The 16,876-nt window shown below is 69.7% G+C and carries 18 protein-coding genes; 14 read left to right on the top strand and 4 right to left on the bottom strand.

Annotated features, from left to right (window positions below):
• Positions 1-41: 41 nt before the first annotated feature.
• The 4 genes from ABNQ39_RS18735 to ABNQ39_RS18720 all read left to right on the top strand — a co-directional run bounded on the left by ABNQ39_RS18735 (position 42) and on the right by ABNQ39_RS18720 (position 4,983).
• Positions 42-986, top strand: a complete 945-nt coding sequence (locus ABNQ39_RS18735) for an SDR family NAD(P)-dependent oxidoreductase (RefSeq protein ID WP_376962562.1) — start codon at positions 42-44, stop codon at positions 984-986.
• A 187-nt stretch (positions 987-1,173) separates the two neighbouring features.
• Positions 1,174-1,947 (top strand): HNH endonuclease, encoded by a 774-nt coding sequence (locus tag ABNQ39_RS18730; protein WP_376962560.1) that lies wholly within the window; start codon positions 1,174-1,176, stop codon positions 1,945-1,947.
• Positions 1,948-2,136: 189 nt separating this feature from the next.
• A complete protein-coding gene (gene yddG, locus ABNQ39_RS18725) occupies positions 2,137-3,111 on the top strand; it encodes an aromatic amino acid exporter YddG (RefSeq protein WP_376962558.1) in 975 nt (324 codons plus the stop codon).
• 78 nt (positions 3,112-3,189) lie between these two features.
• Entirely contained in the window at positions 3,190-4,983 is a 1,794-nt protein-coding gene (locus ABNQ39_RS18720) for an ABC transporter ATP-binding protein/permease (protein WP_376962556.1), read from the top strand.
• A gap of 1 nt (position 4,984) precedes the next feature.
• Here the strand turns inward: ABNQ39_RS18720 and gcvA are convergent, their stop codons facing one another.
• The gene (gcvA, locus tag ABNQ39_RS18715) at positions 4,985-5,890 is read right to left on the bottom strand and encodes a transcriptional regulator GcvA (RefSeq protein ID WP_376962554.1); all 906 of its coding nucleotides are present in this window, start codon (positions 5,888-5,890) and stop codon (positions 4,985-4,987) included.
• 127 nt (positions 5,891-6,017) lie between these two features.
• Between gcvA and ABNQ39_RS18710 the strand changes: the two genes are divergently transcribed.
• Complete coding sequence (locus tag ABNQ39_RS18710; RefSeq protein ID WP_376962552.1) at positions 6,018-7,676, top strand: thiamine pyrophosphate-binding protein; 1,659 nt, start codon at positions 6,018-6,020, stop codon at positions 7,674-7,676.
• A gap of 78 nt (positions 7,677-7,754) precedes the next feature.
• Entirely contained in the window at positions 7,755-9,251 is a 1,497-nt protein-coding gene (amaB, locus tag ABNQ39_RS18705; RefSeq protein ID WP_376962550.1) for an L-piperidine-6-carboxylate dehydrogenase, read from the top strand.
• Positions 9,252-9,314: 63 nt separating this feature from the next.
• On the opposite strand, the gene ABNQ39_RS18700 is transcribed toward amaB, so the two are convergent.
• The 3 genes from ABNQ39_RS18700 to ABNQ39_RS18690 all read right to left on the bottom strand — a co-directional run bounded on the left by ABNQ39_RS18700 (position 9,315) and on the right by ABNQ39_RS18690 (position 11,376).
• A complete protein-coding gene (locus ABNQ39_RS18700) occupies positions 9,315-10,148 on the bottom strand; it encodes an anti-sigma factor family protein (RefSeq protein ID WP_376962548.1) in 834 nt (277 codons plus the stop codon).
• The gene (locus tag ABNQ39_RS18695; RefSeq protein WP_204562000.1) at positions 10,145-10,618 is read right to left on the bottom strand and encodes an RNA polymerase sigma factor; all 474 of its coding nucleotides are present in this window, start codon (positions 10,616-10,618) and stop codon (positions 10,145-10,147) included. The genes ABNQ39_RS18700 and ABNQ39_RS18695 overlap by 4 nt, the downstream gene beginning before the upstream one ends.
• A 209-nt stretch (positions 10,619-10,827) precedes the next feature.
• Positions 10,828-11,376 carry a tetratricopeptide repeat protein gene (locus tag ABNQ39_RS18690; RefSeq protein ID WP_376962546.1) on the bottom strand — a complete coding sequence of 183 codons (549 nt, stop codon included), beginning with the start codon at positions 11,374-11,376 and terminating at the stop codon, positions 10,828-10,830.
• A 204-nt stretch (positions 11,377-11,580) separates the two neighbouring features.
• On the opposite strand from ABNQ39_RS18690, the gene ABNQ39_RS18685 reads away from it, so the two are divergent.
• The 8 genes from ABNQ39_RS18685 (at position 11,581) to ABNQ39_RS18650 (ending at position 16,875) form a co-directional block, all read left to right on the top strand.
• Positions 11,581-12,639, top strand: coding sequence for a type III polyketide synthase (locus ABNQ39_RS18685; RefSeq protein WP_376962544.1), 1,059 nt, complete (start codon positions 11,581-11,583; stop codon positions 12,637-12,639).
• An 11-nt stretch (positions 12,640-12,650) separates the two neighbouring features.
• Positions 12,651-13,196 carry an isoprenylcysteine carboxyl methyltransferase family protein gene (locus ABNQ39_RS18680; RefSeq protein ID WP_376962542.1) on the top strand — a complete coding sequence of 182 codons (546 nt, stop codon included), beginning with the start codon at positions 12,651-12,653 and terminating at the stop codon, positions 13,194-13,196.
• 238 nt (positions 13,197-13,434) lie between these two features.
• Positions 13,435-14,898, top strand: coding sequence for a F0F1 ATP synthase subunit beta (gene atpD, locus ABNQ39_RS18675; RefSeq protein WP_376962540.1), 1,464 nt, complete (start codon positions 13,435-13,437; stop codon positions 14,896-14,898).
• Positions 14,895-15,353, top strand: coding sequence for a F0F1 ATP synthase subunit epsilon (locus tag ABNQ39_RS18670; protein ID WP_376962538.1), 459 nt, complete (start codon positions 14,895-14,897; stop codon positions 15,351-15,353). The genes atpD and ABNQ39_RS18670 overlap by 4 nt, the downstream gene beginning before the upstream one ends.
• Positions 15,350-15,643, top strand: a complete 294-nt coding sequence (locus ABNQ39_RS18665) for an AtpZ/AtpI family protein (RefSeq protein ID WP_376962536.1) — start codon at positions 15,350-15,352, stop codon at positions 15,641-15,643. Before ABNQ39_RS18670 ends, ABNQ39_RS18665 begins: the two co-directional genes overlap by 4 nt.
• Position 15,644: 1 nt before the next feature.
• Positions 15,645-15,959, top strand: a complete 315-nt coding sequence (locus ABNQ39_RS18660; protein WP_376962534.1) for an N-ATPase subunit AtpR — start codon at positions 15,645-15,647, stop codon at positions 15,957-15,959.
• Positions 15,956-16,630 carry a F0F1 ATP synthase subunit A gene (locus ABNQ39_RS18655; RefSeq protein ID WP_376962532.1) on the top strand — a complete coding sequence of 225 codons (675 nt, stop codon included), beginning with the start codon at positions 15,956-15,958 and terminating at the stop codon, positions 16,628-16,630. Before ABNQ39_RS18660 ends, ABNQ39_RS18655 begins: the two co-directional genes overlap by 4 nt.
• A gap of 5 nt (positions 16,631-16,635) precedes the next feature.
• Positions 16,636-16,875, top strand: a complete 240-nt coding sequence (locus ABNQ39_RS18650; protein ID WP_012977203.1) for a F0F1 ATP synthase subunit C — start codon at positions 16,636-16,638, stop codon at positions 16,873-16,875.
• The last annotated feature ends 1 nt before the right edge of the window (position 16,876 follow it).

The raw sequence follows: 16,876 nt of genomic DNA, 5'->3' as shown, positions 1-16,876 counted from the left end.
GCGGCAAAGCCGGTGCAACGAAGGAAGGGCTTGGACCGACCATGGCGCACTACCTCATCACCGGCGGCTGCGGTTTCATCGGCTCGCATCTGGCAGACCGGCTGCTGGCCGACGGGCATCGGGTGACGATCCTCGACAACCTGTCGAGCGGCACGCTGGAGAACAAGCCAAGCGCCGCAAAGCTGGTGGTGGGCGACGTGGCCGATCCCGACGCGGTGCGCGAGGCGATGGCCGGCGATGCCGGCGAGGGGGTCGACGGCGTCTTCCACCTTGCCGCCGTGGCGTCGGTCCAGAAATCGCGGGAGCTGTGGGCGGAAACCCACCGCACCAACCTGTTGGGCACCGTCACCGTGTTCGAGGCGGCGCGCGACGCCAAGCGCGGCGGTCCGATCCCGGTGGTCTACGCCTCCTCCGCCGCCATTTACGGCGACAACAGCAACACCCCGTTGAATGAGGACGAGTTGCCGCGCCCGCTGTCCGCCTATGGCGTCGACAAGCTGGGATGCGAGATGCATGCCCGTGTCGCCTGGGCGATCCAGGGGGTGCCGACGGTCGGCTTCCGCTTCTTCAACGTCTACGGTCCGCGCCAGGATCCGATGTCGCCCTATTCCGGCGTGATCTCCATCTTCGCCCGCCGGGTCGCCCGCGGCGAGGATGTGGAGATCCATGGCGACGGCCAGCAGGTCCGCGATTTCGTCTTCGTCGGCGATGTGGTGCGCATCCTGGCGCTGGCGATGGAGCGGCGCTTTGCCGGGGCGCAGGTCTACAACCTCTGCACCGGCCGCGCGACTTCGCTGGTGATGCTGCTTGAGGTGTTGCAGGAGCTGTGCGGCAGCAAGGTCCGCCGCCGTCACACCGAAGCGCGGGCCGGCGACATCCGCGTGTCGATCGGCGACCCGTCGCTGCTGCGCTCTACCTTCGACACTGTGTGCCAGGTCGGCCTGCTCCAGGGATTGAGCGCCACCCTGACCGGCCGCATGCCTTGAGGTTGGATCCGATACCGGGGTATGAGGGGCCGATTAGAGTGTGATCGGTTCAAGCGGAATCGCTTGAAGCGTGAATCACACGGAAAACCAAAAGCTTAGAGTTGTCTGCTGCTTCAATAAGCATCAGACAACTCTAAACCTCGTCTCCCGCCCCGGGAGAGGATGCCGCCATCAGGATGAGCGAACCATGGCCCGCCGCCGATCCCTTCCCATCCGGGCGCTGCTGATCGTCCTCGCGATCCTCGCCATCGTTGCGGTGGCCGAGCGGCTCCACATCATCCCGCCCGGCACGCTCGACCGTCTGCTGGGCGAGGAAACCCACCGCCCCCGCCAGCCGCGCAAGCAGGAACCCGCCGAACCGCCACCGCCGGTCGTCGCCCGACCCGCCGACCGGATCGACTACGCCGAGGTCGCCCGCCAACTCGACGGCATCCGGGTGGAACCCGAAAGGCGCAAGGGCTACCAGCGCGAGGAATGGCCGCACTGGCTGGCGCTCGACGGCGGCTGCCTGAATGCCCGCGAGAAGGTGCTAATCCGCGACTCCCGCCGCCCGGCAACACTCGATGCCAAGGGCTGCGGCGTGAAGTCCGGCGACTGGCTCGATCCCTACACCGGCGAGCGCTACACCGACCCGCAGATGGTCGACATCGACCACCGCGTGCCGCTGGAGGAGGCCTATGCCAGCGGCGGCTATGACTGGAGCCGGGAGAAGCGCGCCGCTTACGCCAACGACACCAGCGATCCGCTGACCCTGCTAGTTTCCAGCCGAGAGGCCAACCGCGCCAAGGGCTCCAAGGGGCCGGAGGAGTGGCTGCCGCCCAAGCGCGACGGCATCTGTCTCTATGTCGCCGACTGGGTCCTGGTGAAGGCGCGCTGGAGCCTGACCATGGATGAGCGGGAACGGGTGACCGTCGGCAACATCCTCAACGACTGCCGCGCTTCGGCCGGACAGCAGCGCTGACGCAGCCCTGCCCGTGCCGACGTGCTGGAGCCCTGCCGTCGCCCATCGGGCGACTGCATGATGTGCCGGTCGTCGTCCACAGCCTGCACCGCTGGCCCGCCGGCTGGGCCGGTTGACGGGAATCGGGTGACAAGACGTCGCTCCCGACAGCCATTGCGGGCGGCTGACCCATAGGCTATGCACCCCCGCATGAGTGCCGACACCCTTCCCGATTCCGCCCCGCCCAGTTCTGTTCTGTCCCGGTCATCCGCCGCCACGCCATTGATGGCGGAGGTGCGGCGCGCCACCGGCATCGGCTCCATCGCGATCCTGCTTTGGGCGACGGCGGCGCTGCTGACCGCGATGTCCAGCGCCATGCCGCCGCTTCAACTGGTGGCGGTCACCTTCGGGCTGGCCTTCCTGACCGGCAGCAGCGTCGCGGCTGTGCGCGGCCGCAGCGTGATCGGTGCCCTGCGCCAGCCGCTGCCCGTCTGGCTGGTCGGCGTCGGCGGACTATTCGGCTATCACGCCTGCCTGTTCCTTGCCTTCCATCTGGCCCCATCGGCGGCGGTGGAGGTCAATCTCATCAACTATCTCTGGCCGCTCTGCATCGTCCTGTTCTCCGCCCTGCTGCCAGGGGAGCGTCTGAAGGCCACCCATGTGGCCGGCGCGCTGTGCGGGCTGGCCGGCACCGCGCTGATCGTTTCGGGCAGGGGCGGCGGGCTGCACCTGGACGCCGGCACCCTGGGGGGCAACCTGCCCGCCTACGGTGCGGCCCTGGCGGCGGCGCTGATCTGGGGGGCCTATTCGGTCCTGTCACGCCGTTTCGGCTCGGTTCCGACCGAGGCGGTCAGCGGCTTCTGCCTCGTCACCGCCCTGCTGGGCCTGATCGGGCATCTGCTGTTCGAGGATGCCACCGTCTGGCCTCAAGAGGCGCTGGGCTGGCTGGTCCTGCTGGCCCTCGGCATCGGGCCGGACGGGCTGGCCTTCTTCGTCTGGGACCATGGAATGAAGCGCGGCGACATCCGGGCGCTGGGCGTGCTGTCCTATGCCGTGCCGCCGGTCTCCACCTTGCTGCTGATCCTGTTCGGGCAGGCCAGCGGCGGCTGGGCCGTCTGGGCCGCCTGCGCGCTGATCGCCGGCGGGGCGCTGATGGCGAGTTGGGACATGATCCGCGGCAAGTGACAGCGATTTCATGCCCCAGCCGCGGCAAAGGGTGGTAATCGGCAAGCATCGTCCCGGCCGCTTGCGAGTGCCCAACCAATGCCCGCGCGTGCGTATTCCCCACCGTCCTCTTCCGGACGCCTGTCCGTCGCCCGTCAATTCCTGTCCGATGTCTGGCGGCTGACCAAGCCCTATTGGTCGTCGGAGGAGAAATGGGCGGCACGCGGCCTGCTGGCGGCGATCGTCGTCCTCAATCTGGCGGCGGTGTTCATGGAGGTCTGGTTCACCCAGATCAACGCCGACATCTTCGATGCCTTGCAGGAGAAGGACCAAGCCGGCTTCATCCAGGCCCTGCTGGTGTTCGGCGGGCTGGCGCTGGTTTTCATCGCGGTGGCGGTCTATCGCCTCTACCTGAACCAGATGCTGCAAATCCGCTGGCGCCGCTGGCTGACCAAGCGCTATCTCGGCGACTGGCTGGAGAACCAGACCTATTACCGCCTGCAATTCGCCAACACCGGCACCGACAACCCCGACCAGCGCATCGCCGAGGATCTGCGCAGCTTCGTCCAGCTGACGCTGAGCCTGTCGCTGGGCTTCATGACCAATCTGGTCTCGCTGGTCTCCTTCCTCGCCATCCTATGGAGCCTGTCCGGATCGGTCACCATCCCCTGGCTCGGCATCGACCTGCCCGGCTACATGGTGTGGGTGGCGCTGGTCTATGCCGTGGGCGGCACCTGGATCACACACAAGATCGGCAAACCGCTGGCCCGTCTCAGCTTCGACCAGCAGCGGTACGAGGCCGACTTCCGCTTCTCTCTGGTCCGCCTGCGCGAGAATGCCGAGAGCGTCGCCCTGCAACAGGGTGAGGTGCAGGAGGCGCTCGGCTTCGGCGACCGTTTCGCCCGCGTCGTCGCCAACTGGTGGTCGCTGATGCGCACGCAGAAGCGGCTGGTCTGGTTCACCTCCGCCTATGGGCAGATCGCCATCATCTTCCCGCTGCTGGTCGCCGCCCCGCGCTATTTCAGCGGTGCCCTGCCGCTGGGATCGCTGATGCAGACCTCGCAGGCCTTCGGGCAGGTGCAGGGGGCGATGTCCTGGTTCATCGACGCCTATGTGAACCTCGCCGACTGGCACGCCACCACCAGCCGCCTGACCGGCTTCCACCACGCTGTGGCGACCGTCCGCGCCGGTGCCCGCGACCATGCCGGGGTGGAGCGCATTGCGGCGGCTGACGGCGCCCTGACGCTGGACGGGCTGGCGCTGACCCTGCCGGACGGCGGTACGCCGCTGGTCCACGCCGATCTGACGGTGCAGCCGGGCGAGTCCCTTCTGATCACCGGTCCGTCGGGGTCGGGCAAGAGCACCCTGCTGCGCGCCATCGCCGGCATCTGGCCCTTCGGCCGCGGCCGGATCGCGCTGCCGGGCACCGTTATGGCCGGAGGCGGCACCATCGCGGCCAACGGCAGCATGGTCCTGCCGCAGAAACCCTACCTGCCCATCGGATCCCTGCGCGCCGCCGTCACCTACCCCGCCACTCCCGACGCCTTCCCGGACGAGGCGGTGCGCGAGGTGCTGGACGCCGTCGGCATGGCCGGCTTCGCCGACCGTCTGGCGGAGGAGGACCACTGGTCGCAACGCCTGTCCGGCGGCGAGCAGCAGCGCATCGCCATCGCCCGTGCCCTCCTGCACAAGCCCGACTGGCTCTATCTCGACGAGGCGACCTCGGCCTGCGATCCGGAGACGGAGGAGCGGCTCTATGGCCTGCTGCGCGCCCGCCTGCCCGGCACGACGCTGGTCAGCATCGGCCACCGTCCCAGCCTCGCCGCTTTCCACAAGCGGCGGATGACCGTCCGGCGCAACGGAGACGGGGTCGGAGAACTGGCGGCGGTGTGAGCTACGCCTGAGGCTGCTCCCCCCGCGCCTCCGACAGCAGCCATTGCCGGAAGGCGGCGAAGGGCGGGTGGTTGCCCTTGCCGCGGGGGTGGACGAGGTAATAGGCCCGCGCGCTGCGGTGGGGCCGGTCGATGGCGGGGAGCAGGGTGCCGTCGTCGAGCTCGGCACGGACCAGCAGGGTCGGCAGCAGAGCGACGCCCAGCCCGGCCTCCGCCGCCTGGGCGGTGGTGGCGAACTGCTCGAACACCATGCCGGCGCCGGGCCGCGGAGGCAGCCCCTGGGCCGACAGCCACTCGTTCCACGCATCGGCGCGCGTGCTCGTGTGCAGCAGCGGCAGGGACAACAGGTCCCCCGGCTCCGCCACCGGATGCGCCTTGAGGAAGGCAGGGGAGCAGACCGGCAGCACCTCCTCGTCCAGCAGATGGTCGCAGACGGCGTCGGGCCAGTCGCCGAAGCCGTAATGGATCGCCGCATCCAGATCGTGCAGGCGGAAATCGAAAGGCGCCAGCTTGGTGGTGAAGTGGATCGTCACCTGCGGGTGCGCCGTCTGGAAGGCCGGCAGCCGCGGCACCAGCCAGCGCGTGCCGAAGGTTGGCAGGATGGCGAGGTTCAGCACGCCGCCCTTGGGTGCTGCGATGGTCCGCACCGTGGCCGCCGCGATCTGGCGCAGCGCGTCGCGGATCGGATCGGCATAGAGCGCCCCGGTCGGGGTCAGCGTCACCCGCTGGCCCTTGCGGATGAACAGGGCGGTGCCGATCTGGTCCTCCAGCGCCTTGATCTGCCGGCTGACCGCCCCTTGCGTCAGCGACAGTTCCGCCGCAGCAGCGGTGAAGCTGCCGGTACGGGCCGCCGCCTCGAAGGCGGACAGCATGCTCATGGACGGAAGAAGGCGGCGCTGCAGATCCATGACGACCTCATTACCAAAGCTCATGACGTGTGGAAAGAAAGTCGTTTGCGCCCTGGCGCGCGGCACGGCACGCTCGGTATCCTGGAGATCCAGAAAATTCCCATAGGCAGGGCGGGGCGGGGTCGCGATGAAGACCGGTGGTCAGTTGATCGTCGAGGCGCTGGAGGCGCAGGGCGTGCGGCGGGTGTTCGGCGTGCCGGGCGAGAGCTATCTCGCCGTGCTGGACGCCCTGCACGACAGCCCGATCGAGATGGTCGTCGCCCGCCACGAAGGCGGTGCGGCGATGATGGCGGAGGCGCAGGCCAAGCTGACCGGCCGCCCCGGCGTCTGCCTCGTCACCCGCGGTCCCGGCGCCACCAACGCCGCCTCCGGCATCCATGTCGCCCAGCAGGACGAAACCCCGCTGGTCGTGCTGGTCGGCCAGATCGAGCGCGGCATGCGCGGCCGCGACGCCTTCCAGGAGGTGGATTACGGCAAGCTCTTCGGCGGCATGTGCAAGTGGGTCGCCGAGATCGACAGCGCCGACCGCGTGCCGGAGATGATCTCCCGCGCCTTCCACACCGCGATGGCCGGCCGCCCCGGCCCGGTCGTGCTGGCCCTGCCGGAAGACACGCTGACGGAAACCGCGGACGTGCCCGTCGCCCCGCGGGCGGAGACGGTCGATGGCGCCCCCACGCCGGCGCAGGTGACGTCCTTCGGCGCCCTGCTGGCCAAGGCGGAACGTCCGCTGCTGGTCGTCGGCGGCTCCCGCTGGACCGAGGAGTCGGTCGCCGAACTTCAGCGTTTCGCGGAACGGCTGGCCCTGCCGGTGGCCGTGACCTTCCGCCGCCAGATGCTGTTCGACCATTGCCACCCTCTCTATGCCGGCGACATCGGGCTGGGCATCAATCCGAAGCTTTCGGCGCTGGTCAAGGACAGCGACCTGCTGATCCTGCTGGGCGACCGCTTCTCCGAAGTGCCGTCGCAGAGCTACGACCTGCTGGGCATCCCCAATCCGGGCAAGGCGGTGGTCCACATCCACCCCGGCGCCGAGGAGATCGGCCGCGTTTATCGCCCGACGCTGGGCATGGTCGCCACGCCGGCCGCCTTCCTCGAGGCGATGTCGGGGCTCGGCGTGACGGCCAAGCCCGGCTGGGCCGCCCGCGCCGAAGCGGCCCACGCCGCTTACGACGCCTGGAGCACCCCGCCCGACGCCATCCCCGGCGACGTTCAGATGGGCCGCATCATGGCCTGGCTGGACGAGCGGCTGGAGCATGACGCCATCTTCACCAACGGCGCTGGCAACTATGCCACCTGGATCCACCGTTTCCACCGCTTCCGCCGTTTCGGCACCCAGGCCGCGCCGGTCTGCGGCTCGATGGGCTACGGCCTGCCGGCCGCCATTGCAGCCAAGCTCCAGCATCGCACCCGCGATGTCCTTTGCTTCGCCGGCGACGGCTGTTTCCAGATGACGGGGATCGAGTTCGGCACCGCCGTGCAGGAGGGCGCCGCCGTGATCGTGCTGGTCGTCGACAACGGCATGTACGGCACCATCCGCATGCATCAGGAACGCGAGTATCCCGGCCGCGTGTCCGGCACCCGACTGCGGAATCCCGACTTCGCCGCCTTCGCCCGCGCCTATGGCGGCCATGGCGAGACGGTGGAGACCACCGAGCAGTTCGCCCCGGCCTTCGAACGCGCCCGCGCGTCCGGCCTGCCGGCGATCATCCACATCAAGCTCGACCCCGAGGCCCTGACCCCCAGCCGGACGCTTTCCGAGATCCGTGCAGCGGGCAAGGGAAAGTGATCTGAGAGAATACCCCCTCTCCCGGCATGGGACAGGGAACATCATATGCCTCGCTTTTTGACCCAAGGAGCCACCCCGGTGCAGCACAGCGACATCCTCTCCCGTTTCGGCCTGACCTCCAGCGGAGCCGGGCTGACCGCCCGTTCGCCGGTCGACGGCGCCACGCTCGCCACGGTGGCGGAGACCGCGCCGTCGCAGGTTTCGGACATCGTCGCCAACGCCGCCCGCGCCTTCGAGGCGTGGCGCTCGGTGCCGGCCCCGCGCCGCGGCGAGCTGGTCCGCCTGCTGGGTGAGGAACTGCGCGCCGCCAAGGAGGATCTGGGCCGTCTGGTTTCGCTGGAAGCCGGCAAGATCTACCAGGAAGGCCTGGGCGAAGTGCAGGAGATGATCGACATCTGCGACTTCGCCGTCGGCCTGTCGCGCCAGCTCTACGGCCTGACCATCGCGTCGGAGCGTCCGGGCCATACGATGCGCGAGACCTGGCACCCGGCCGGCCCCTGCCTCGTCATCTCCGCCTTCAACTTCCCGGTGGCGGTGTGGTCGTGGAACGCGGCGCTGGCCCTGGTCTGCGGCGACCCGGTCGTCTGGAAGCCGTCGGAAAAGACCCCGCTGACCGCCGCCGCCTGTCAGGTGATCTTCGAGCGCGCCGTCGCCCGCTTCGGCGATGCCCCGGCCAACCTGTCCCAGATCGTCCAGGGCGGCCGTGAGGTCGGCGAGGCGCTGGTCGCCCACCCCGGCTTCCCCATCGTCTCGGCCACCGGCTCCACCCGCATGGGCCGTGAGGTCGCCAAGGTGGTGGCGGAGCGCTTCGGCCGCTCGATCCTGGAACTGGGCGGCAACAACGCCATGATCGTGGCGCCGTCGGCCGACCTCGACATGGCGCTGCGCGCCATCCTGTTCTCCGCCGTCGGCACCTGCGGCCAGCGCTGCACCACGCTGCGCCGGCTGATCGTCCACCGCTCGGTCAAGGACCAGCTGCTGCCGCGCCTGAAGGCGGCCTACGCTTCCGTGTCGATCGGCAGCCCGCTGGAGAGCGGCGTGCTGATGGGTCCGCTGGTCGATGCCGACGCCTTCAAGGCGATGCAGCGCGCGCTGGAGTCCGCCAAGGCCGAGGGCGGCTCGGTGGCCGGCGGCGAGCGCACGCTGACCGACCGCTTCCCCAATGCCTATTACGTCACCCCCGCCATCGTCGAGATGCCGGCCCAGACCGAGGTGGTCCGGCACGAGACCTTCGCGCCGATCCTCTATGTCCTGACCTACGACACGCTGGAGGAGGCCATCGCGCTGCAGAACGCCGTGCCGCAGGGCCTGTCCTCCTGCATCTTCTCCACCGACCTGCGTGAGACGGAGCGCTTCCTGTCGGCCGCCGGGTCCGACTGCGGCATCGCCAACGTCAATATCGGTCCCAGCGGTGCGGAGATCGGCGGCGCCTTCGGCGGCGAGAAGGAGACCGGCGGCGGCCGCGAGTCCGGGTCCGACTCCTGGAAGGCCTACATGCGCCGCCAGACCGCGACGGTGAACTACTCCTCCGCGCTGCCGCTCGCCCAGGGCATCAAGTTCGAAATCATGGGCTAAGACTTTTCCGGCCGGGACGGAGTCGCCATTGGCGAGCCTGTCCCGGCCGGATCGGCACGCGTATCAGATAGCCAGCCGCCCCCGGACCGCTTCGGCCTTGGCCGTCAGATCCTGGGGAGGCAGCCGGCCGATCAGCAGGGCGGCATGGTCCGGCCCGGTCCAATAGGCGATGGACAGCCCGCCGCGCATTTCCTGCTCAACCCCGCGCACGGTGCCGGGACGGCGCAGGATGCAGAGCGCCAGCGGCCCACTGCGCGGATCGAGATAAGTGATCTGGGCCAAGGGCATGTCGTCGTAGGATAGAATTTGCGCCCGGCGGAATTCCGCTCCGGCGACCTCCACCGCCTCGGGCGTCAGGGACAGGTTGAGCGGCCGGTTCAGGGTGGCGAGCTGTGCCGACTGGGCATCCCGGCCGGGTGTGGTCCCGCCCAGCGTTTCCCGTGTATACAACCCGATATATTGGGCGACCACGCCATGCCAGTGGCGCTCCCGGTCCGGCCCGCCGTCATCGTCGGCCAACTCGTCGCCGTCGCCGGTTCCGAACAGCCGGACCAGAAGCCGGTCGCCCAGCACGCCCGCCGCCACCGACGCGGCGATGGCGCCGAACAGACGGCGGCGTGTCAGCGGAACGACCGCGTTGGCGGCAACCGGCGGCACGGCCATTCCGTCGAGCATGCGCTGCAGATCCGCCGTCGGGGCGGCGTCCAACAGGGGCTGGAAGGCCTCGCCGAAGGGCAGGCTGGCGCGGGAAAGATGCTCCACCCTCGCGGCGACCGCCGGATCGCGCTCGATCAGGTCGAGCAGGCGGGCACGATGCGGCTCCTCCAGTTCGCCGTCGATGAAGGCGGTCAATTCCTCGTCGGAGGGCATCGCGGACTCGTCGTTCTCTCCGGTCATTTCGCCGCTCCGTCGCTCATCCTGTCCGCAAGCTTCGCCCGCGCCGCCGCCAAACGGCTCATCACCGTTCCGACCGGCACGTCGAGAACAGCGGCGACCTCGCGGTAGGTCAGGCCCTCCACATAGGCGAGGAACACCGCCGCCCGCTGCGCTTCCGGCAGATCGCCGACCAGCCTCATCACTTGGCCTGCCAGAACCTTCGCCTCGGTCTCGCGCGCGCCGTCGACCTCCAGGCTCGTCTCCGCCTCTACGGTCCCCTGGCCGAAACGGACCCGCCGTGCCCGGACCTCGTTCAGCCAGACCGAATTCAGGATGGCGAACAGCCAATGGTCGATGCGGGAGCCGGGCTGGAACTGGCCGTGCCGCTCCAATGCCCGCAGGCAGGTCTGCTGCACCAGATCGTCCGCCCAGTCGCGCTGCCGCGACAGGACGAAGCCATAGCGCCAAAGGCGCGGCAAGGTGACGGACAAGCCGTGCCTGACTTCCGCTTCGCTTGCGATCTCACCGCTCCCTCGCATGGCATCCGGGCCGATCCGATCCTTTCGGCGCTGTACCGGCCGCGACCAACCATATGCCTCACGGCCGCTCTCGACGATAGCCATCATCCGCCTTCCCGGTGACTGGACAAAGCGGCGGGAACGCCCCCTGCATGGGGAGGGAAGCGTCCCCGCCGGTGGCGTCAGCCCCTGGCCGGCGCGGCGATGGCCTCTTCCAGGTCGCGGTACTCCTCGCATCCTGTGCCGCAGATCGCGCGGATTGCCGCCAGCTGCTCCCGCGCCAGATCGGAGCGCCCCTTGAGCATGTAGGCTTCCCCCAAATATTCCCTGACCTTGGCGTAGGAGGGGTCGGCCGCCACCGACTTCAGGTAATAGCCGATGCCCTCGTCGACGCGGCCCAGCTTGCGGGTGGCATAGCCGCGGTAATTCAGCACGACCGGGCTGTCCTGATTGCGTGCCGTCGCCAGAATGTCCAGCGCCTCCTGATAGCGCTCCGCCTTCGCCAGCGAATAGGCGTAGTCGGCGATGTTGTCGTCGGTGAGGTTGGCGCCGCTCTGCTTCACGCATTGCTTCGTCTTCTTGTCATAGACCTCCCCCGGCTTGCAGGTCGGGGTGGTGTCGTCGCCCATGGCACGGGCGGAGACGGGGGCCAGCAGGCCGGTGCCGAACACGGCGGCGCACAGCAGGCCGGCCAGGACGGTGCTTCCGGCCTTGGCGTGAACGCTCATCATGACTTCTCCTGGAATTCGGGGGGACGGTTCGCCGTATCGCGGCGCTGGCGGACAACACGCCACCCCCGGCGGCTATTCGGTCGCAGATAAGTTTTTTCGGGCCCTCGGCGGCAGCGAATAGACGGCCCCACCGGCGTGTTCCCCACCCGCCGCGCCGCCAGCATCCCGCTTGCGGCCGCGATGTCCTGAATGGAGCCGCCCCCCGTGTTCCCACCCGTGGCTTTGCTTGGCTTGGGCCTCGGCCTGCCGCCCCATGTCCTGTCCCAGGAGGAGGCCGCCCTCCTCACCACCCGCATCTTCGGCGACCGGCTTGCCGGCTTTCCCCAGTTCGAGCGGGTTTTCGCCAACACCGGCATTGCCCGGCGGCACTGCGCCCGTCCGGCCGACTGGTACGCCACCCCCCATGGCTGGAGCGACCGCATGGCCGCCTACCGGCAGGCGGCCGAGGCCCTGTTCGTCCAGGCGGCGACCGCGGCCCTGGCGGATGCCGGCGTCGCTCCGGCGGAGGTCGATTGCGTGGTCGTCTCCTCCTCCTCCGGCTTCGCGGTGCCGAGCCTGGACGCGCAGCTCGCCGAAGCCATGGGCTTCCGGCCCGACATCGAGCGGCTGCCGCTGTTCGGGCTCGGTTGTGCCGGCGGCGTGGCGGGGCTGGCGACCGCCGCGCGGCTGGCGGCGCCCACCGGCCGCACCGTGCTGTTCGTGACCATGGAGCTGTGCAGCCTCGCCTTCCGGCAGGATGACGGCAGCCGCGCCAATCTGGTGGCGACCGCCCTGTTCGGCGACGGTGTCGCCGCCTGTGTGCTGCGCGGCGGTGCGGATGAGCGCGCCTTCGCCGTCATCGACGGTGCCGGCCAGCATCTGTTTCCGCGGTCGCAGGACATCATGGGCTGGCGCATCGACGATGGCGGCTTCGGCATCGTGCTATCGGCGGCGCTGCCGCAATTCCTGCAAGCCCATCTCCGCCCCGCCCTTGCCCGGCTGCTCACCCAATGCGGTGCGGAGGAAGAACGGATCGGCCGCTTCATCTGCCATCCCGGCGGCACCCGCGTGCTGGCGGCGCTGGAAGAGGTGCTGCGGCTGGAGACCGGCAGCCTCGATCATGAACGGGCGGTGCTGGCCAATCACGGCAACATGTCAGCCCCCACGGTGCTGTTCGTGCTGGATCGGGCGCGCCGGGCGGGGTTGCCGGACCGGGCGGCGCTTCTGGCGCTCGGCCCCGGCTTTGCTGCCAACCTGATCACGATGCGGCGGGGGCCGCAATGACGGCGCAGGCCATGACAGTTCCGATCGTCGTCATGCTGCTGATGACGGCGCAGCGTCTCAGCGAACTGGTCATCGACCGGCGCAACCGCGCGGCGTTGCTGGCCGAAGGTGCGCGGGAACATGGGCGCGGCCATTACCCGGTGATGGTGCTTCTGCATGTCGGGTGGCTGGCCGGCCTCTGGAATGCCGCCCTGGGAGGCCCGCTGTGTCTTCCGGGAACGGCGGGCATCGTGCCCGTCGAGCCGGTCTGGCTGGCGGTCCTCCTCGCCATGCAGACGCTCCGCCTCTGGGTGCAGGCGACGCTGGGGCGGCGCTGGACCACCCGGATCCTCGTGCTCGACGGAGTGCCGCCGGTCCGCACCGGCCCCTACCGCTTCACCAACCATCCCAACTATCTGGCGGTCGCGGTGGAGATCGCCGCTCTTCCGCTCGCCTTCGGCATGGCCGGCTACGCCCTTCTCTTCTCCCTCCTCAACGCGGCGATGCTCGCCGTGCGAATCCGGGCGGAGGACCGGGCACTCGGTCGAAGACAGGGGGCCGCTCTCCGCGCCGGTTAAGACAATTTGTGGGTACAGGGTTTGATTTGACGCAATGCCGCAACGCGGCGAAGGGGTCTATCCTTGGGTCTGGTGGTCGATCTGGTTGACGTGTTGCCCTCCACCCCGACGGCGCCGCTCCCCGGCGCCCCTTCCCCCGGCCAACGGGGGAAGGCAGGGTGGGGCTTCTTTCCGCAGCGTCACCGTCGCCCGCGCCATCCTGTACGGTTCCCATCCTGCCCAACCGGCCGGAGTGACCATGTCCGTTCAGTCTTCCGCCGAAACGCCATCCGCCGACCGTTCGTCCAGCCCGGATCCACAGCGGGAGCCGGGAGAGGTGGTCGCCGTCCGCGGTTCCGTCATCGACCTACGCTTTGCCGAAGCGGCCCTGCCGCCGCTGTTCGAGGCGGTGGAGATCCTGTGGGACGGTCCGGAGCGGCTGGTGGCGGAAGTGCAGAGCCATCTGGACGCCCGGACCGCCCGCGCCATTGCCCTCCAGGGCACCTCCGGCCTGCGGCGCGGCACGCCGGCACGCCCCACCGGCGGCCCGCTGACCGCCCCGGTGGGCAAGGCGGTGCTCGGCCGCCTGCTCGACGTGATGGGGCTTGCGCGCGACGACGGGCCGGAGCTGCCGCCCGGCACGCCGCGCTCGCCGATCCACCGCCAGCCGCCGCCGCTGGCCCGCCGCAGTCCGCGCCGCGACCTGATGGAGACCGGCATCAAGGTGATCGACCTGCTGGCCCCGATGGCCCGCGGCGGCAAGGCGGCGATGTTCGGCGGCGCCGGGGTCGGCAAGACCGTGCTGGTGATGGAACTGATCCGCAAGATGGTGGAGCGCCACACCGGCATCTCCGTCTTCGCCGGCATCGGCGAACGGTCCCGCGAGGGGCAGGAGCTTTGGGAGGAGATGAAGCGGTCCGGCGTGCTGGACCGCACCGCACTCGTCTTCGGCCAGATGAACGAGCCGCCGGGCGCACGCTGGCGCGTCGGCCTGACCGCCCTGACCATCGCCGAGCATTTCCGCGACGAGGAGATGCTGGACGTGCTGCTGCTGATGGACAATGTCTTCCGCTTCGTCCAGGCCGGTGCCGAGGTGTCGGGCCTGCTGGGCCGCCTGCCGTCCCGCGTCGGCTATCAGCCCACGCTGGCCAGCGAGATCGCCGAGCTTGAGGAGCGGGTTGCTTCCACCCCCGGCGCCGTGGTGACGGCGATCCAGGCGGTCTATGTCCCGGCCGACGATTTCAGCGATCCGGCGGTGGCGGAGCTGTTCAGCCATCTCGACAGTTCCATCGTGCTGTCGCGCGCCATGGCGGCGGAAGGGCTCTATCCGGCGGTCGATCCGCTCGGCTCCACCTCCAGCCTGCTCGACCCGCTGGTGGTGGGCGAGGCGCATTACCGGCTGGCGGAGGAGGTGCGCAAGACCATCGCCCATTACCGCGAATTGCAGGACGTCATCGCCCTGCTGGGAATGGAGGAGCTGAGCGCCGCCGACCGGCTGGCCGTGCGCCGCGCCCGCCGTTTGCAGCGTTTCCTGACCCAGCCCTTCCTGGTGACGGAGGCCTTCACCGGCCATGGCGGCGTCAGCGTGCCGCTGGAGGAAACGCTGAAGGGATGCCGCGCCATCCTCGACGGCCAGTGCGACGACTGGGCCGAGAGCGCCTTCTTCATGACCGGCACCCTGGACCAAGTCCGCGAGCGCGACCGCGCCGGGAGGACAGGATGAACGACCTTTCCCTCATCGTCACAACTCCAACCTCCGTCGCCGCGACGCTCACCGGCATCCGCCATCTGCGGGCGGAGGACGCCAGCGGCGCCTTCGGCATCTGGCCCGGCCATGCCGATCTGCTGACCGCCCTGGCCATCTCCGTGATCAGCTGGCGCACCGCCGACGGCCGGGAAGGCCATTGCGCCGTGCGCGGCGGGGTGCTGACCATCCGCGGCGGCGCGCAGATCGCGGTGGCGACGCGCGAGGCGGTGCCGGGCGACGACCTGCGTGCGCTGGAACGCGACGTGCTCGCCCGCTTCCGCCGCACCGTGGAGGAGGAGGGGGAGGCCCGCTCCGGCGCCCGCCGCATGCATCTGGCGGCGGTCCGCCACATCCTGGCCTATCTGCGGCCGGACCGGCGCCCCACGGGTCCATTCGCACCCACTGCGGACGGCGGGGAGGACAGGCCATGACCGATGATTTGGACCCCGACGACAAGGATCCGCTTCCCGGCAGCGTCCGCCGTCACCGTGAACGGCGGGAGCATTGGCGGCGCGAGGGCGAACGGCCGATGGGCCGCAACCTCGCCCTGATCGGGGCGCTCGGCTGGCTGGTGATCGTCCCGACCCTGGCCGGGCTGTTCGCCGGACGCTGGCTCGACGAGCGGGCCGGCGGCGGGATCTTCTGGACGGCGGCACTGCTGGTCGCGGGCGTCGCGCTCGGCGGCTGGCTCGCCTGGAACCGCATCGAACAGGAACGCTGAGATGACAGTGCCGTTCTATCTGCTCCCCATCCTTGCCGGGGCACTGGCCGGCCTGATGCTCGGCACCCTGTTCTTCCGCGGGCTGGCGGCGACGGCGCGGCTCTATGCGGTGGGCGGAGTGCGGCGGGCGATGCCGCTCTATCTGCTGCGGCTGGCCGGCGCCACCGCCGGCTTCACCATCGCCGCGGTCTGGGGCGGGGCGGAGGCATTGCTGGCGATGCTGGCCGGCTTCCAACTGGCGCGCAGCGTCGTGGTCCGGCGCGAGCGGCGGATGCAGGAGGGAGCGCTGGAGGGACCGAAGGAGAGGATGCCATGACCGAGTCCCCGCTGACGACGCGGGTCGTCTTCCTGCTGGGCCCGGTCCCGGTGACGCTGCCGGTCGTCGTCACCTGGGGACTGATGGCGGCGATGGCGCTGGGCTCCGCACTCGCGACCCGGCGGCTGCGGGTGGAGCGGCCCGGCCCGGTGCAGACCGTGCTGGAGCTGGTGGTGGAGACGCTGCGCCGGCAGATCGCCGAGACGATGCAGACCAACGCCACGCCCTTCCTGCCGCTGCTGGGCACGCTGTTCCTCTATCTGGCGGTCGCCAACCTGTCGGGGCTGGTGCCGGGGCTGAAGGCGCCGACCGCCTTCCTGGAAACGGCGGCGGCGCTGGCGCTGATCGTGCTGCTGGCCTCCCAGGCGCTGGGCATCCGCCGGCGCGGCCTGTGGAACTATCTGAAGGGCTTCGCCCACCCCACCCCGCTTCTGCTGCCGCTGAACCTGCTGTCGGAGCTGACGCGCGCCTTCTCGCTGTCGATCCGCCTGTTCGGCAATGTGATGAGCGGGGAGTTCGTCATCGCCATCGTGCTGTCGCTGGCCGGGCTGTTCGTACCGGTGCCGCTGATGGCGCTGGAGCTGCTGCTGGGCCTCGTCCAGGCGTACATCTTCACCATTCTCGCCGCGGTCTTCATCGGCGGCGCTGTCGGAACCATCGAGAAGGGGTAGCAACCATGGACGTCCATGCCATCAGCATCCTGGGTGCGGCACTGGCGGTGTCGGTCGGCGCCATCGGCCCGGCGCTGGCCGAGGGCCGTGCCGTCGCCGCGGCGATGGAGGCCATTGCCCGCCAGCCGGAGGCCGCCAACACCCTGTCGCGCACCCTGTTCGTCGGTCTGGCAATGATCGAGACGATGGCGATCTACTGCCTCGTCGTGGCGCTGCTTCTGCTGTTCGCCAATCCGTTCGCCTGAG

The organism is Azospirillum sp. A26 (assembly GCF_042604635.1).
GTDB classification, from domain to species: domain Bacteria; phylum Pseudomonadota; class Alphaproteobacteria; order Azospirillales; family Azospirillaceae; genus Azospirillum; species Azospirillum palustre.
The sequence above is the reverse complement of the archived record's forward strand: the minus strand, read 5'-3'. Positions and strand labels throughout refer to the sequence as shown.

Bases quoted from the DNA above. Each gene is read 5' to 3' on its own strand.
- ABNQ39_RS18735 (WP_376962562.1), top strand. From the start codon at position 42: ATGGCGCACTACCTCATCACCGGCGGCTGCGGTTTCATCGGCTCGCAT.
- ABNQ39_RS18730 (WP_376962560.1), top strand. From the start codon at position 1,174: ATGGCCCGCCGCCGATCCCTTCCCATCCGGGCGCTGCTGATCGTCCTC.
- yddG (WP_376962558.1), top strand. From the start codon at position 2,137: ATGAGTGCCGACACCCTTCCCGATTCCGCCCCGCCCAGTTCTGTTCTG.
- ABNQ39_RS18720 (WP_376962556.1), top strand. From the start codon at position 3,190: ATGCCCGCGCGTGCGTATTCCCCACCGTCCTCTTCCGGACGCCTGTCC.
- gcvA (WP_376962554.1), bottom strand. From the start codon at position 5,890: ATGGATCTGCAGCGCCGCCTTCTTCCGTCCATGAGCATGCTGTCCGCC.
- ABNQ39_RS18710 (WP_376962552.1), top strand. From the start codon at position 6,018: ATGAAGACCGGTGGTCAGTTGATCGTCGAGGCGCTGGAGGCGCAGGGC.
- ABNQ39_RS18700 (WP_376962548.1), bottom strand. From the start codon at position 10,148: ATGACCGGAGAGAACGACGAGTCCGCGATGCCCTCCGACGAGGAATTG.
- ABNQ39_RS18690 (WP_376962546.1), bottom strand. From the start codon at position 11,376: ATGATGAGCGTTCACGCCAAGGCCGGAAGCACCGTCCTGGCCGGCCTG.
- ABNQ39_RS18680 (WP_376962542.1), top strand. From the start codon at position 12,651: ATGACAGTTCCGATCGTCGTCATGCTGCTGATGACGGCGCAGCGTCTC.
- atpD (WP_376962540.1), top strand. From the start codon at position 13,435: ATGTCCGTTCAGTCTTCCGCCGAAACGCCATCCGCCGACCGTTCGTCC.
- ABNQ39_RS18670 (WP_376962538.1), top strand. From the start codon at position 14,895: ATGAACGACCTTTCCCTCATCGTCACAACTCCAACCTCCGTCGCCGCG.
- ABNQ39_RS18665 (WP_376962536.1), top strand. From the start codon at position 15,350: ATGACCGATGATTTGGACCCCGACGACAAGGATCCGCTTCCCGGCAGC.
- ABNQ39_RS18660 (WP_376962534.1), top strand. From the start codon at position 15,645: ATGACAGTGCCGTTCTATCTGCTCCCCATCCTTGCCGGGGCACTGGCC.
- ABNQ39_RS18655 (WP_376962532.1), top strand. From the start codon at position 15,956: ATGACCGAGTCCCCGCTGACGACGCGGGTCGTCTTCCTGCTGGGCCCG.
- ABNQ39_RS18650 (WP_012977203.1), top strand. From the start codon at position 16,636: ATGGACGTCCATGCCATCAGCATCCTGGGTGCGGCACTGGCGGTGTCG.